Below are 14109 nucleotides of genomic sequence, written 5' to 3'. Positions count from 1 at the left end.
GGCTGCGGGGGTGGATGTGGTCGAGGTTGAGCGGTAGGCCGCTCGCGCCGCAGTAGGCGCAGGTGCGCCCCCACTTGGCCAGCAGGTATTCGCGGGCCTCGTACCCGGCGAGAGTGCCCTGCTGATATTCGGCTCCTTCGAGCGGCCGCCCGGCCGACAGGGCATGGGTGTCGAAGGAGACCTTCTCCACATGCACGGCGGCCACGGGCGCCCACCGGGCCAGCCGCACCACCCACGACACGGTGGTCTCGACGCGGTGGCGTAGCGACGGCGCGAGCCACCCCTGCGGCCTGGTGCGGTTGAGGAACCGGGGGGCGCGGTAGCGCAGGTTCCGCGACCGCCTACCTCGCCGGTACGCGGCCCGCGAGGCGAGTCTGTCGCGGATCAGCATGCCCCGGTGGTCGAGCTGGATCGCATACCGTCCGGCCCGGCTCCCGTCATGATCGGTGAACACGGCCAGGCCGGTGTGCTTGGAGCCGGGGTCGATACCGACCTGCACGCCCGCCACGGTGGAGTCGGCAGCCGACCGGTCCTTGAGGCGGATGACGAACGGGGTGTGGCGGTGAACCACCGCCCGCCCGGCCGCCAGCAGGCGGCGGGCGCGGGCGGGGTGGCAGGGGTCGAGCGGGTGGCCGTGCCTGTCGAGGACGAACACGATGGGGTGAACCTCACGGTCCGCTCCCTCGGACGCCGAAGCGTCCTCGGGGTGACGCCGGTGCGGCGGTGTAGCCGAACCGATCTCCCCTCGCCCAGGTTCCATGCCGGTGCCCGGCGTCGCCGGGAGTCCGTGAGCCGTTTCGTGCCCACCCTCGGGCGTGTCTGCTCCCACGGATTCCAGAGCGGCAGGCTGAGGAAGCACCTGCCGGTGGGTCTGCTCACTTACATGAAACGTAGCCATCTGGATCACACCTCCACTTCGTGACGGCTAGGGCTGGTCAACGCGGGACTTCGAAGCGCATCACTGCGCCTCAAGCCCCCTCCTTCAGGAGGGGGTCGTTGACGGCTTCGAGTGACGATCGCCGGGGCGAGAGTGAAGGGCGTGGTCGAGGAGGCCCAGGGGTGGGGAGCCGAGGTCGAACATCGCGGTGTGGAAGCGTTTAAGGCCGAAGTCGGGGCCCCAGGCGGTTCTGGCGCGGTCGCGGAGGTCGAGGATCTCCAGCTTGCCCCAGGTGTAGCGGCCGTAGGTGGGGTCGAAGGTGGCCCGCGCCGCCTCGGAGCCGGCCGCCGAGCCGACGATGTGGGTGTCGGCGGCGAAACGGCGGGCGGCCTCCTCGACGGTCATCGCACCGGAGTGCACGCCGATCGCGCAGGCCAGCCGGGTCACCCTGATCAGTGCCTCCAGCCAGACGCCGATCTCGAAGCGCGGGTCCTCCGGCGCGAAGCCCTCCTCGACGCAGAGCTCCTCGGCGTAGTGCGCCCAGCCCTCGACGAAGGCCAGCGACATCAGCGTCCGCCGCACGTCTGAGCGGGCGCGGCGGAGCGCTCGGCCGTGCGAGAAGTGCCCGGGGGCGACCTCGTGCACGTTGATCGCGGGGAGCGTGGTCTCGCTGAAGACCTCCAGCCACTCCTCGATGTCGCCCCGCGGCCACGAGGGGTCGGGCGGGGTGATGTGGTACCACGAGGGGCCGTCGGGCTCGCCGGGCGCCGAACAGCTGATCATGGCCATGGCCCACCGGCGCGACTCGGGCGCGATACCGACCAGGCACTCCCCGTCGTGGTAGGGCACCAGGTCCTTCTCCCTGGTGAAGGCGATGGCGCTCTCGGTGCCGATCCTGGCCGCCTCGATCACGCCCTCCGGGCCGGGGTGCTGCTTGACGAGCTCGCGCGCCACGTCCAGCGGCGGCCGATCCCCGAATCCCAGCGCCGCGCAGGACTCCGCCAGCCTGGCCATCAGCCGGTCGCGCTCGGCGTCGGCGCGCTCGGCCAGCCGTCCCAGGTCGACCGGGAGGCCGTCACCGACGCCCATCAGCCGGGTGAGACCGGCGGCGCCGAGCGAGGCGTCCGGGTCGCCGGAGTGCGCGGCCTTCTCGACGTGCTCCACCAGCCGGGCGTGCGCCCTGAACGCCGCCTCGCGCACGCTCTCCTTCGCGTCGCGGGGCACCCCGGCGGCCAGGCCGCGTACCGCCCCGAGCAGCGCGGTCGCGACGGGGGCGCTGAGCAGGTCGAGCGAGGCGACCGCGTTGTCCACCGCCTCCGGCCAGCGGGCGAGGTGGGCCTGCTTGGCGGCGTTCCGCTCGGCCTCGGGGGCGTACTCGCGGTCGTAGGTGGCCAGGTCCAGGTTGCCCACGTGCTCCATGGGGCTGCGCCGGTGCAGCTCCAGCTCGGCGAACTGCACCCGCGCGGCCTCCTCGAAGATCTGCAGGTGCGCCGCGTCATAGGGATCCTCGGGCAGCGGCCCCTGACCGAGCGCGGCCAGCCCGGCGCGCACCCCCGCCGGCGACAGGTCCTGGATCAGGCCGTCGTACTCGTGCCGCCCGGCCATTTCCCGGACACCGGAGACATTGAGGTCGCACACCGCCCGGAGGCGGCCGTCGAGTTCGGTCATGGTCGCGACGCTATATCAGGACGGGTTCCAGGGGACCTGGCACGGCGTCCGCACCGGGATTCACCGGTTCACCCGTTCACCGGGGACCAGCCCTCCTGGATTCAGGGATTCTCCAGTTCGGCGATCCGGTCGAGCAGTGCCTCCAGCGTCTTGTCGTCCGTGGCCGGGGCCATGACGGTCACCCGCAGGTGGCGGACCCCGCCGATCTCCGCCGAGGTCAGCTGGAAGGCGCCGTCCGCCATCAGGCGCTCGCGGACGTCCGCCGGGTCGGCGGTGCCGTACCTGAAGCAGACGATGTTGCTCTCCGGCTCGTACGGGCACTCGAAGCCCGGCCGCTCGCGGGCCAGCTCCCAGAAGCGGTGCGCGGTGGCGTACTGCCGCGCGACGTGCTCGCCCAGGCCGCGCTCGCCCCGCCAGGCCAGGTTGAGGAAGATCTTCAGGCCCAGCTCGGCCTTGCTGCACTCCACGGTCCTGCCGATGAGGTCGAAGCCCTGCTCCCCGTAGAACAGGTAGCTGGCCCGCTGCTGGAAGGCCGCGTCCAGGTCGCCCTCACGCCGGGTCAGCACCGCGGCGGCCAGGCTGGAGGTACGCAGCATCTTGTGCGCGTCCCAGATCAGCGAGTCGGCGAGTTCGATCCCGTCGAGCAGGTGGCGGTGCTCGGCGGCCAGCAGCGCCGAGGCGCCGTGGGCGCCGTCCACGTGGAACCAGACACCGCTCTCCGCGCAGAACTCGCCGATCCCGCGCAGGTCGTCGTAGAGCCCGGTCCCGGTCGCGCAGGCGTTCGCCACCAGGGCCATCGGCCGCCGCCCGGCCTCACGTACCCGTGCCAGGGCATCCGGCAGGCGGGCGACGTCGACCCTGCCGAGCCCGTCCACGTCCAGCGGCATGACCGCGCGCTCCCCCAGCCCGAGGATCGCGGCCGCGCGGCTGAGCGAGTAGTGCGCCGCGGCGGGGGCGAGCAGGGCGAGGTCACCGGGGACGCCGTCGGTCCACGCGTCGGGGGCGACCGCCGCCCGCGCGGCCAGCAGCGCGGTGAGGTTGGCCAGCGAGCCGCCGTGGGTGAGGACCCCGCCGCCCGCCTCGCCGAACCCGACCTTGCCCAGCATCCAGCGCAGCACCTCGAACTCGACGGTCGCCGCCGAGGCGCCCATCTCGTAGACCGCCATCGGGTTGTTGGTCGCGCCGTGCACGAAGTCGGCGAGCGCGGCGGGGAAGTCGGGCGCGGCGATCTGATGTCCCAGGTAGGCCGGGTGGTGCATCCGGGTGCCCTCGGCGAGGTAGCCGCGCAGGAACTCCCCGTGGCTCTCCGCCGTCATCCCGCCCTCGCGGATCCACCGGGCGAGCCCGAGCCGCTCGGCCAGCTCGCCCGGGGGCCTGCGCCGGATGACCGGCACCGCCCCCGCCTGGCTCTCCGCCACGTAGGCGGCCAGCTCATCGACGGTCACCCCGGCCGCGCGCGCGAACTCCTCAACATTCCACATCACATCGGGATACTGCTCGAATTCACCACACCCCGCCAACCGAGCCGAACGCGCACCTCACCAAGTGCCCTTAGGTGATGTCCACGATGGGGAGGCGGAGGGCGCCGGGGGCGGTGGTGGGGACGGTGGGGTTGGCGGGGGCGACGGGGGTCAGGCGGGCGTACGGGGAGCCCTGGGCGGGGCGGGGGTCGGCCTCTCCCCGGTTGGGCCAGAAGGCCATCGCGCGCTCGGCCTGGGCGGTGATGGTGAGGGAGGGATTGACGCCGGGGTTGGCGGAGACCGCGGAGCCGTCGACGACGTGCAGGCCCGGATGGCCGTGGACGCGGTGGTAGGGGTCGATCACCCCGGTCTCCGGCCCGGCGCCGATGGCGCAGCCGCCCAGGAAGTGGGCGGTGGCCGGGATGTCGAACAGGTCGAGCCAGGTGCCGCCCGGCATGCCGCCGATCTCCTCGGCCGCGTGCCGGACGAACTCGTGCCCGGCGGGCAGCCAGGTGGGGTTGGGCTCGCCGTGGCCCCGCCCTGAGCGGAGCCTGCGGCCGAAGAGCCCCCTGCGCATGGACAGGGTGATCGAGTTGTCCTTGGCCTGCATGACCAGCGCGATGATCGTGCGCTCGGACCAGCGGCGGTGGTCGAACAGCCTCGGCACCAGGTGGGGCCTGCGCAGGGCCTCGCCGAGGAACTTGAGCCAGCGCGGCGCTCCGCCGCCGTCGATGAGCAGGGTGCGGAGCAGGCCCATCGCGTTGGAACCGTCGCCGTAGCGGACCGGCTCGATGTGCGTGTGGGCGTCGGGATGGATGGAGGAGGTGATCGCCACCCCGTGGTTGAGCTTCTCCCCCTTGACCGACGGGCGCTCGAAGCCGAGCAGGGCCTCGGAGTTGGTCCTGGTGAGGGTGCCCAGCCGGTCGGAGAGCCGGGGCAGGGTCCCGGCGGCCTTGAGCCGGTGCAGCAGGCGCTGGGTGCCGTACGTCCCCGCCGCGAAGATCACGTGCTCGGCGGTGAACGCGCGGCGGCGCCAGGGCGCGCCCGTCCGGTGCGTCTCGACCCGGTAGCCGCCGCCGGCCGGGACGACCGAGGTGACCGTGGTCTCGGGCAGGACCGTGGCCCCGGCCCCCTCCGCCAGGTAGAGGTAGTTCTTGACCAGCATGTTCTTGGCCCCGTGGCGGCAGCCCGTCATGCACTCGCCGCACTCGGTGCAGCCCCTGCGGCGCGGCCCCGCGCCCCCGAAGTAGGGGTCGTCCACCTCGACGCCCGGAGGGCCGAAGAAGACGCCGACCGGGGCCAGGTGGAAGGTGTCGCCCACGCCCATCCGCTCGGCGACGGTGCGCATCACCTCGTCGGCCCTGGTGACCGTCGGGTTGAGCACCACGCCCAGCATCCGCCTGGCCTGGTCGTAGTAGGGGGCGAGCTCGGCCTTCCAGTCGGTGATGCCCGACCACTGGGCATCCTGGAAGAACACCTCCGGCGGCTCGTAGAGGGTGTTGGCGTAGACCAGGGAGCCCCCGCCGACCCCGGCGCCCGCCAGGACCATGACGCCGGTGCCCTTCTGGCCGCGGAGCAGGTGGATGCGCTGGATGCCCTTCATGCCCAGCCCCGGCGCCCACAGGAAGTCACGGGCCCGCCAGGAGGTCTTGGGGAGCGTGCCCTCGTCGAAGCGGCGCCCCGCCTCCAGCACCGCGACCCGGTAGCCCTTCTCGGTCAGCCGCAGCGCGGAGACGCTCCCGCCGAAGCCGGAGCCGATCACCAGCACATCATGGTCGAACACGACGACTCCCTCTCAGACGACGGTCTTCGATGACGACCTCCGGGGACGCCTCGCGTGATCCATGCCTCACTTCAGATGGAGCGCCTTCATGACCCTGAGCGCGCCCGCGAGGGTGTCGGCGTACTTCTCGTACGCCATGCCGAGGATCGGCTCGAAGCCCAGCCAGGACGCCTGGCTGGAGACGGTCTGCGCCTCGGTGTACCTCAGCAGCCCCTCGGCGCCGTGCCGGCGGCCGAGCCCCGAGGCCTTCATCCCGCCCATGGGCGCGTCGTAGGAGGCGTAGGCCGAGGCGTACCCCTCGTTGATGTTGACGGTGCCCGCCTTGATCCGGGAGGCCAGCGCGCGCCCGCGTGACAGGTCGCGGGTCCAGATGGAGGCGTTGAGCCCGTAGGAGGTGTCGTTCGCCTTCTCGACCGCCTCGTCGTCGTCGCCGAAGCGGTAGATCGCGACCACGGGGCCGAAGGTCTCGGCGCGGCAGAGCTCCATGCTCTCGTCGACGCCGGTCAGGACGGTGGGCTCGTAGAACAGCGGGCCGAGGTCGGGGCGGGCCTTCCCGCCGGCCAGCACCCTGGCGCCCTTCGCGACGGCGTCGTCCACCTGGGCGCCGACCGCCTCCAGCTGCCGCAGCGAGGAGAGCGAGCCCATCTGCACGCTCCAGTCGAGTCCCGCGCCGAGCCGCATGTTCCTGACCTGCCGGACGAACTTCTCCACGAAGGCGTCGTGCACCGAGTCGTGGACGTAGAGCCGCTCGATCGACAGGCAGAGCTGCCCCGCGTTGGTGAAGCAGGCGCGCAGCGCGCCCTGGGTCGCGGTGTCGAGGTCGGCGTCGTCGAGTACCAGCATCGGGTTCTTGCCGCCGAGCTCCAGCGAGCAGCCGATCAGTCGCCTGGCGGCCTCCTCGGCGATCTTCCGGCCGGCCCGGGTGGAGCCGGTGAACGCCACGTAGTCGGCGCCGTCGATCAGCGGGTCGCTCACCTCGGCGGGTTCGCCGAGGACGACCTGCCAGATCTCGCGGGGCATGCCGAGGGAGGCCAGCAGGTCGATGGTCCACAGCGTGGACAGCGCGGTCTGGGTGTCGGGCTTGTGCACCACCGCGTTCCCCGCGAGCAGCGCGGGGACGGCGTCGGTGACACCGAGCGAGAGCGGGTAGTTCCACGGCGAGATCAGGGCCACCGTTCCCCGGGGCCGGCGCGCCTCGACGGTCCTGGTGGCCACGGGCAGTATCCCGGCCCGCGATCTGGTCTCCAGCAGGCCGGGGGTCCGCCGCGCGTAGTAGAGGGAGCAGCCCGCGACGTCGAGCACCTCCTCGAAGGCGTGCCTGCGCGCCTTGCCGGTCTCCCACTGGACCACGTCGAGGATCTCCTCGCGCCGGTCGAGGATGGCGTTGTGCAGGCGGAGGAAGGGCTCGGCCCGCTCCCTCACGGGCAGCGCCGCCCATGCCCGCTGCGCCTCCCGCGCCGCGGCGTGCGCGGCGCGGACGTCGTCGGCGGTGGAAATGGGCAACTCGGCGAGCACCTCGCCGGTGAACGGCGCCGTGATCTCCTGCGTCTTGCCGGCGGAGGTCACGTGCGGTACGACACGTTCGATCATGCGGGGGTCGAGGGCCCGTGTCATTTCAGGGGGAACGGCCATGTTCGCAGGGTAATCGCGGGAGGCGGGCCGTGGCTACTCACGGGTAGCGAAGCATTGAACCACACCCCCTTCCGATCCGTCGTAGTGGCATGAGGACATCGATTCGTACAGCCGGCGCGGTCACCCTCGCCGCGGCCCTGCTCGCCACGGCGTGCAGTTCTACGGAGACGAAGAGCGGTGCCGGACCCGCGGCACCGGTCACGTTGGGGAACATCAGGCTGGTCTCCTACAGCGGCTGCGACGACATGCTGGCCGGGCTGCGCGCGGCGACGGCGAAGAACGTCGGCCCGTGGGGCCTCGGCGGCCCCCCGATCCTGTACGCGGAGGCGCGGTCGGACGCCGCCGCCAAGGTCGGCGGCGCGGCGCCGCCCGAGCACTCCACCACGAACACGCACGAGGCCGGGGTCGACGAGCCCGATCTGGTGAAGACCGACGGCGACCGGGTGATCACCGTGAACCGCGGCGTGCTCAGGGTGGTGGACACCGCGACCAGGAAGGTCACCGGCACGCTCAAGCTGGTGGACGCCGAGCAGGCGTGGGCCCCGGCCGACCTGCTGGTCAGCGGGGACAGGGCGCTGGTGCTCTTCTCCGGCGGCGGAATCATCCCGTACGGCGCGGTGGCCAAGCGCGCGCCGAGCCCGGGGCCGCGCTACGTCCTCGTCGACCTGTCCGGGGAGCCGAAGGTGATCGGCTCGCTCACCCCGGACGGCTCCCACGTGGATGCCAGGATGGTCGGCTCGACGGTGCGGATCGTGGTCCGCAGCCAGCCGCGGATCGACTTCCCCGACACCGGGTCCGACATCGTGGACAACGAGCGCACCCGGCGGAACATGGAGGTCGTCGCCAGGGCACCGATCGAGGCGTGGCTGCCGAAGTACGAACTGACGTCGGCGACCGGCGTCACCTCGGACCACACCGTCGACTGCGAGCGGGTCAGCCACCCCGCGGAGTACACCGGGACGTCGATGCTGACGGTGCACACCCTCGACCTGTCGCAGGCGCTCGCCGAGACGGCCCCGATCAGCGTGGCCGCCGACGGCGACACCGTCTACGGGACGGGCTCCAGCCTGTACGTGACCAGCAACCCGCACTGGTGGTGGCCCAGGCCGATCGAACCGGCGATCGTCGAGGAGGCCCCGGCCGCCACTCCCACGGTCGCCGCGACCCCGGCCGCCGCCTCGGGCCTGGACCCCGCTCCGACCCTGCTCCCGGAACCGGCCCCGACCCCCACGCCGAGTGACACCCCGCCGCCGAGTGACACCGTCTCGCCGACGCCGGCGGCGACACCGGAGGAGCCTCCGGAGGAGACCGAGGTCCACCGGTTCGACATCACCGTGGCCGGAGCCCCCCGCTACGTCGCCTCGGGCAAGGTGCCGGGCAGGCTGCTCAACCAGTACTCCCTGTCCGAGCACGAGGGGCACCTGCGGGTCGCCACCACCTCGACCGTCGGGCAGGACAGCTCCAGCGCCGTCTACGTGCTCAAGGCCGACACCCTGGCCAGAACCGGCGAGGTCGGCGGTCTGGGGCAGGGCGAGCGGATCTACTCGGTCCGCTTCATCGGCCCCGTCGGCTACGTGGTGACGTTCAAGCAGGTGGACCCGCTCTACACGCTCGACCTGCGCGACCCGGCGGCGCCGAGGAAGACCGGCGAGTTGAAGATCACCGGCTACTCGGCCTACCTGCACCCGGCGGGTGACGGGCGGCTGATCGGTGTGGGCCAGGAGGCCAGCGAGAAGGGCCGCACGCTCGGCACCCAGGTCTCCCTGTTCGACGTCAGCGATCCGGCCGACCCGCGCCGCCTGTCGCAGATGTTCCAGAAGGACTCGGGCTCGGAGGCCGAGTGGGACCCGCACGCCTTCCTGTACTGGGCCAAGACCGGGACGGCGGTCCTCCCGCTGAACTCCTGGACGGGCACCGAGCAGACCAACGGGGTCGCCCTGGTCCTCAACATCGGTGATTCCGCCGTCACCAGGACCGGCACGGTCGTCCACCCCAAGCCCAAGCCGGTCAACGACACCCGCTTCGCCCCCTACGACCCGGGCATCCGCCGCTCTGTCGTGATCGGCGACAGCCTGTGGACGGTCTCCGACCTCGGCCTCAAGGTCAGCGACCTGAAGGACCTGGCCGACCAGGCCTGGATTCCCTTCTCCTGACCTTTCGAAAGCACCCGCCCCGCGCCCCCGCCTCACCGGCGGGGGCGCACTGAACGTCCCTATTACACCGACATGTCAGCCTTTACAAGATCTTGTCATGACACTTGAATAAGTGTTACCTCTTGCGCAACACACGTGATCCGCGTGTGGCATGGCCAACGACGGCCATCTCTCCGCAGGAGGATCGGTGTCGACCAGACCCTGGTTACGCATCACCGTCATCGCCGCCGCGACCGCGGCGCTCGCCCTTCCGCTGCCGGGAATCGCCCAGGGCGAACCCGGCGCCCAGCCCCCCAAGGCCCACGACTTCCAGGCCGAACAGGGCGCCAAGCCCGACCTGGACAACCGGCGCGGCAGCGTCGCGCCCCCGGCCTCGCTCTCCAGGTCGGCGGCGAGCACCGCGACGATCCGGTGGAACGCCCTCGGCACCCCCGCCGTCGTCACCGGCTCCGCTCCCCTCGCCGAGGGCCTCGGCACCGACCCCGAACAGGCCGCGCGGGCCTATCTCAAAGCGAACGAGAACCTCTTCGGCCTCTCCGGCGAGGCGGTGGACGCGCTGGAGAAGATCGCCGTCAACCCGATAGGGGACGGGTACGCCGTACTGCTCAGGCAGAGGTTCGGCGACCTGCCCGCAGGCGTGGACGGGCAGGTCGCGGTCGGCGTGAAGGACGGCAAGGTCCTGCATGTCACCTCGACGCTCTCCCGCTCCTCCGAGGCCCCTCCCGCCGCCAGGCTCACCGAACAGCAGGCGCTGGAGATCGCGGCCAGGGACGGCGGGATCGACCTGGCCACGGCCACCGTCAAGAAGGCCACCGCCACGGCGGTGCCCGCCCCCGACGGGACGCACAACGCGTTCCAGGTCGTCCTGATCGGCGGCGGCGAGGGTGAACCGGCCGCGTACACCACACACGTCGACGCGGTCAGCGGCGAGATCCTGACCCGCGAGAACCTGGTGGACCACCACAGCGCGCCCGACGACCCCACCTGGAAGGCGTTCCCCGCCAACCCGCCGGGCGACTACTCCTCCACCGACACCCGCAAGACCTGGTGCCCCGCCGCGGGCCCCGGCTGCGACCTGGTCGGGGCCGACCCGGCCACCGGCAAGGCCTGGGACCTGACCCACGCCACGGACACCTCGACGAGCACCAGCGTCGGCAACGCCGCCAAGACCGTGGAGAACCGCGCCAGCGGCGACGCGTTCTCGGTGGGCACCCGGAGCAACGTGGCCACGCCGAACCGCCAGTACGCCTATCCGTGGACCAACAGGTGGTACACCGCCAAGTGTGACCCGGCGGCGCTGGACGAGCCCGGCGAGGCCGACCTCGAAGCCGCCATGACCAACCTGCACGTCATGCACAACCGCATGCACGACTGGTCCTACCGGCTCGGGTTCACCGAGACCGCCTGGAACATGCAGAACGACAACGGCGGGCGCGGCGGTCTCGGCGGCGACCCCGAGCAGGGCAACGCGCAGGCGGGCGCCCGGGTGCTCAGCGTGCGCGACAACGCCAACCAGATCACCGGTCCCGACGGGATCGCCCCCATCACCAACATGTACCTGTGGCAGCCGATCGCGGGCTCGTTCTACTCCCCCTGCGTGGACGGCGACTACGACATGTCGGTGATCGGGCACGAGTACACCCACGCGATCTCCGGCCGCATGATCGCCGGCCCGAACGCCGGGTGGAGCGGTGCCCAGGCCGGGGCCATGAACGAGAGCACCTCCGACCTGTTCGCGATGGAATATCTCGCCGAGTACGGCTTCCGCCCCGCGGGCGACACCCCTTCCGTCACCGGCGGCTACGTCACCGGCGACAAGAAGGCGGGCATCCGCAACTACGACATGGCCACCTCACCGCTGAACTACAGCGACATCGCCTACGACCTCGTCGGCCAGCAGGTGCACGCCGACGGCGAGATCTGGTCGGCGACCCAGTACGACGTGCGCAAGGCGTTCCTGAAGAAGTACGGCGAGGGCACCCCGGCCAGGCAGAAGGCGTGCGCCGACGGCCAGACCCCGCTCGACCAGTGCCCGGGCAACCGCCGCTGGGCGCAGGTCTCCTTCGACGCGCTGCTGCTGATGGCCTCCGGCGCGGTCAGCTACGTCGACCACCGCGACGCGCTGCTCGCGGCCGACGCCATCCGCTTCGGCGGCGCCAACCAGGCGATCATGTGGCGGGCGTTCGCCGAGCACGGCCTCGGCCAGGGTGCGGCGAGCACCGGGCCGAACGACCCCGATCCGACGCCGAGCTTCGTCGACCCGGCGGGGAAGAACGGGAAGCTCCAGCTCAAGCCGTTGCTTGAGGCCAAGGACGCGGCGCTTCGGCTGTACGTCGGCGACTACGAGGGCCGCGTCGTGCCGGTGGCCGACACCGACCCGGCGACCGAGCTCGGCGACACCGTCGAGATGACCCCGGGAGTCTACGACTTCGTGGTCGCGGGCAACGGGTTCGGGCACACCCGGGTGAAGTACGCGGTGCTGCCCGGCGTGAAGCTGCCGCTGCCGCTGGCGGTGCCGAAGAACGTCGCCTCTGCGGCGCTTGGCGCCACGGCGACGGGTGACGGCGTCAACCACGGCAAGCTGATCGACGAGACCGAGGCGACGAACTGGGCCTCGCTCACCGGACCGGTCAAGGGTAAGGCCGTCACCGTGGACCTGGCCGGGACCGCCCCGGTGAAGGTCCGCCGGGTGCAGGTCAGCGCCATGCTCCGGCCCAGCGTCAACGACCCGGCCGACCCCGGTGGCCAGAACCGCTTCAGCGCCCTGCGCGCCTTCGAGGTCCTGGCCTGCAACGCCACCAAGAAGGACTGTTCCTCGCCCGCGTCCTTCTCGGTCGTCTACACCAGCCCCGCCGACGCCTTCCAGACCCGCCTGCCGCGCCCCCGGGGCGCCGACCTGCTCATCAAGTCCTTCAAGATCCCGACGACCACCGCGACCCACCTGACCCTGCGGGCCGTCTCCACCCAGTGCACCGGCAACCCGCTCTACGCCGGTGAGCAGGACGCCGACCCCAACTCCGCCACCGACTGCGGCACCGCCAGCCCCGCCAGGGACCAGCTGCGCGCCGCCGAGTTCCAGGCCTTCACCCGCTAAGTGATCGAGTCCAAGGGGAATCAGTGATCGTAGGCGGTCCGTGAGCGCGGTGCGGCCTGGCCGGTGGTGTGGTCGTGCCACGAAACGGCGGTCAGCGCGAGAGAACACTGCGGGATGCGGATGATCACTCCCTCAGGAGTACGACCACTGTGGCGTTCCAGGTCGAGTCGGCCCTTCAAGGTCTGATTGACCGACTCGACCTGACGCAGCGGTGTGAACGACTGCGGCCCGCCCGCGAAGGTTCGTCCTCGCGGGCGGGCCGCGACGGATCACCCCCGAAGAAGCCGGAGCGACGGCGGACAAGCCCAGGTACTGGGGCTACGCAGGCCGCGACGAGCCCAACGAACTCATGGTTCGTCCCCTACTCACAGACCCGCGCGGGAAGGATCGGATCAGACGTGGGTGACCAGGAGGGTCACGCCGGCCTCGCCGCCGCAGTCGACGAAGACGGGGCCGACACCGTTGCCGATCTTGCGGGAAAGGGTCGCCTTGGCCACGAACTTCTTCGGGTTGTCGTCGATGATACGGATGTTCTCCAGCGACGGCACGCCGCCATACGCGCCGCTGACCACGGCCTTGAGCCCCTTACCCCCGCCGCAGTGGCCGGTGATCGTCAGCTCCTCGCCTCGCTTGGCGGTGGGGTTGGGGCTGACCTGGACGACCGCCCTGGCACCCTTCGGCGGCTTCGGCGCCGCCGCCTCGGCTGCGATCTTGCCGGTCGTGCCGACCTTGTCGCTGGCGAACGCGCCGCCGGCGCCCAGTCCGAGAACCCCGACCGTCAGGCTCGCCCCGACGATCACGGCGATCATTCCCTTGTTCATGGTGACTCCTTCGCGAAAGTCTTCCCGGCCCGTATGGCCCTGGTGATCCCTTGTCCATCCGGGATCTACTCGGTGAGTAGCCGAGGGGGCCGCCCCGGGTTCTCATCCGGCTGGACTGTGACATGGATCACGGCCGGATGCGGTCCGGCGGTGACCGCGACGGTCACGGTGAGCGTCGCCGGAACCGGGTCGGCCGGCTGTGAAGGCCGAGCACCCGGGCGGAGGTCTGCCGGCGCGTCGGCACGGGTCCGCCCGCGACCCTCCAGGCGATTGATTTCAAGAGGTGGCGGCACAGAGGCACAGACGCGGAGAGAGGACGAGGGGGTGCGCGCCCAGTTCGTGACAGCCGAGACGGACACCCTGGCAACCGCGCTCTACGTGCGTGTGGACGACCTGCTGAGGGCTTCGCCCGATCTGCGCCCGTGCCGGCCCGGGACCGCCCTGGCCCCGACACGGCAGCTTGCGTGACCGCGCGGTCCGCGGGCCGGCGTCCGGCCTTGAGGCGCGCTCCGGACGGTCACACCGGCTTAGGCCCTGTCCTGCGGATCTTTTGCCTACTGCGGTCGGTCAGGCGGCGCCTCGCCGCGTTGTCGTCGGTCACCGCAGCACGCTGCGGCTCCC

The 14109-nt window shown here is 71.6% G+C and carries 8 protein-coding genes and 2 pseudogenes; 3 read left to right on the top strand and 7 right to left on the bottom strand.

Annotated features, from left to right (window positions below):
• The 5 genes from iscB to ACWD3H_RS46410 all read right to left on the bottom strand — a co-directional run.
• On the bottom strand, nucleotides 1–655 hold a 655-nt coding region (gene iscB, locus ACWD3H_RS46430; RefSeq protein WP_451959617.1), incomplete at its 3' end, for an RNA-guided endonuclease IscB.
• A gap of 327 nt (nucleotides 656–982) precedes the next feature.
• A complete protein-coding gene (locus ACWD3H_RS46425) occupies nucleotides 983–2545 on the bottom strand; it encodes a DUF885 family protein (protein ID WP_451959616.1) in 1563 nt (520 codons plus the stop codon).
• Nucleotides 2546–2646: 101 nt separating this feature from the next.
• Complete coding sequence (locus ACWD3H_RS46420) at nucleotides 2647–4026, bottom strand: pyridoxal phosphate-dependent decarboxylase family protein (protein WP_451959615.1); 1380 nt, start codon at nucleotides 4024–4026, stop codon at nucleotides 2647–2649.
• Nucleotides 4027–4096: 70 nt separating this feature from the next.
• A complete protein-coding gene (locus ACWD3H_RS46415; RefSeq protein WP_451959614.1) occupies nucleotides 4097–5788 on the bottom strand; it encodes a GMC oxidoreductase in 1692 nt (563 codons plus the stop codon).
• A gap of 66 nt (nucleotides 5789–5854) precedes the next feature.
• A complete protein-coding gene (locus tag ACWD3H_RS46410) occupies nucleotides 5855–7420 on the bottom strand; it encodes a succinic semialdehyde dehydrogenase (protein WP_451959613.1) in 1566 nt (521 codons plus the stop codon).
• Nucleotides 7421–7509: 89 nt separating this feature from the next.
• Here ACWD3H_RS46410 and ACWD3H_RS46405 point away from each other — a divergent pair, with 89 nt between their 5' ends.
• Both ACWD3H_RS46405 and ACWD3H_RS46400 read left to right on the top strand, forming a co-directional pair.
• Nucleotides 7510–9573: a beta-propeller domain-containing protein gene (locus tag ACWD3H_RS46405; RefSeq protein ID WP_451959612.1), complete on the top strand. Its 2064-nt coding sequence runs from the start codon at nucleotides 7510–7512 to the stop codon at nucleotides 9571–9573.
• Nucleotides 9574–9760: 187 nt separating this feature from the next.
• Entirely contained in the window at nucleotides 9761–12667 is a 2907-nt protein-coding gene (locus ACWD3H_RS46400; RefSeq protein WP_451959611.1) for a M36 family metallopeptidase, read from the top strand.
• Between the two features lie 20 nt (nucleotides 12668–12687).
• Here ACWD3H_RS46400 and ACWD3H_RS46395 read toward each other — a convergent pair.
• Nucleotides 12688–12929: pseudogene (locus tag ACWD3H_RS46395) on the bottom strand (IS982 family transposase); the annotation flags it as partial.
• A 130-nt stretch (nucleotides 12930–13059) separates the two neighbouring features.
• Nucleotides 13060–13488 (bottom strand): hypothetical protein, encoded by a 429-nt coding sequence (locus ACWD3H_RS46390; protein ID WP_451959610.1) that lies wholly within the window; start codon nucleotides 13486–13488, stop codon nucleotides 13060–13062.
• Nucleotides 13489–13827: 339 nt separating this feature from the next.
• On the opposite strand from ACWD3H_RS46390, the pseudogene ACWD3H_RS46385 reads away from it, so the two are divergent.
• Nucleotides 13828–13938, top strand: a pseudogene (locus tag ACWD3H_RS46385) (IS982 family transposase); the annotation flags it as partial.
• Between the last annotated feature and the right edge of the window lie 171 nt (nucleotides 13939–14109).

This window comes from Streptosporangium sp. NPDC002607 (genome assembly GCF_053592655.1).
Note: the sequence above shows the minus strand (reverse complement) of the source record. Positions and strands in the feature narration are given on the sequence as shown.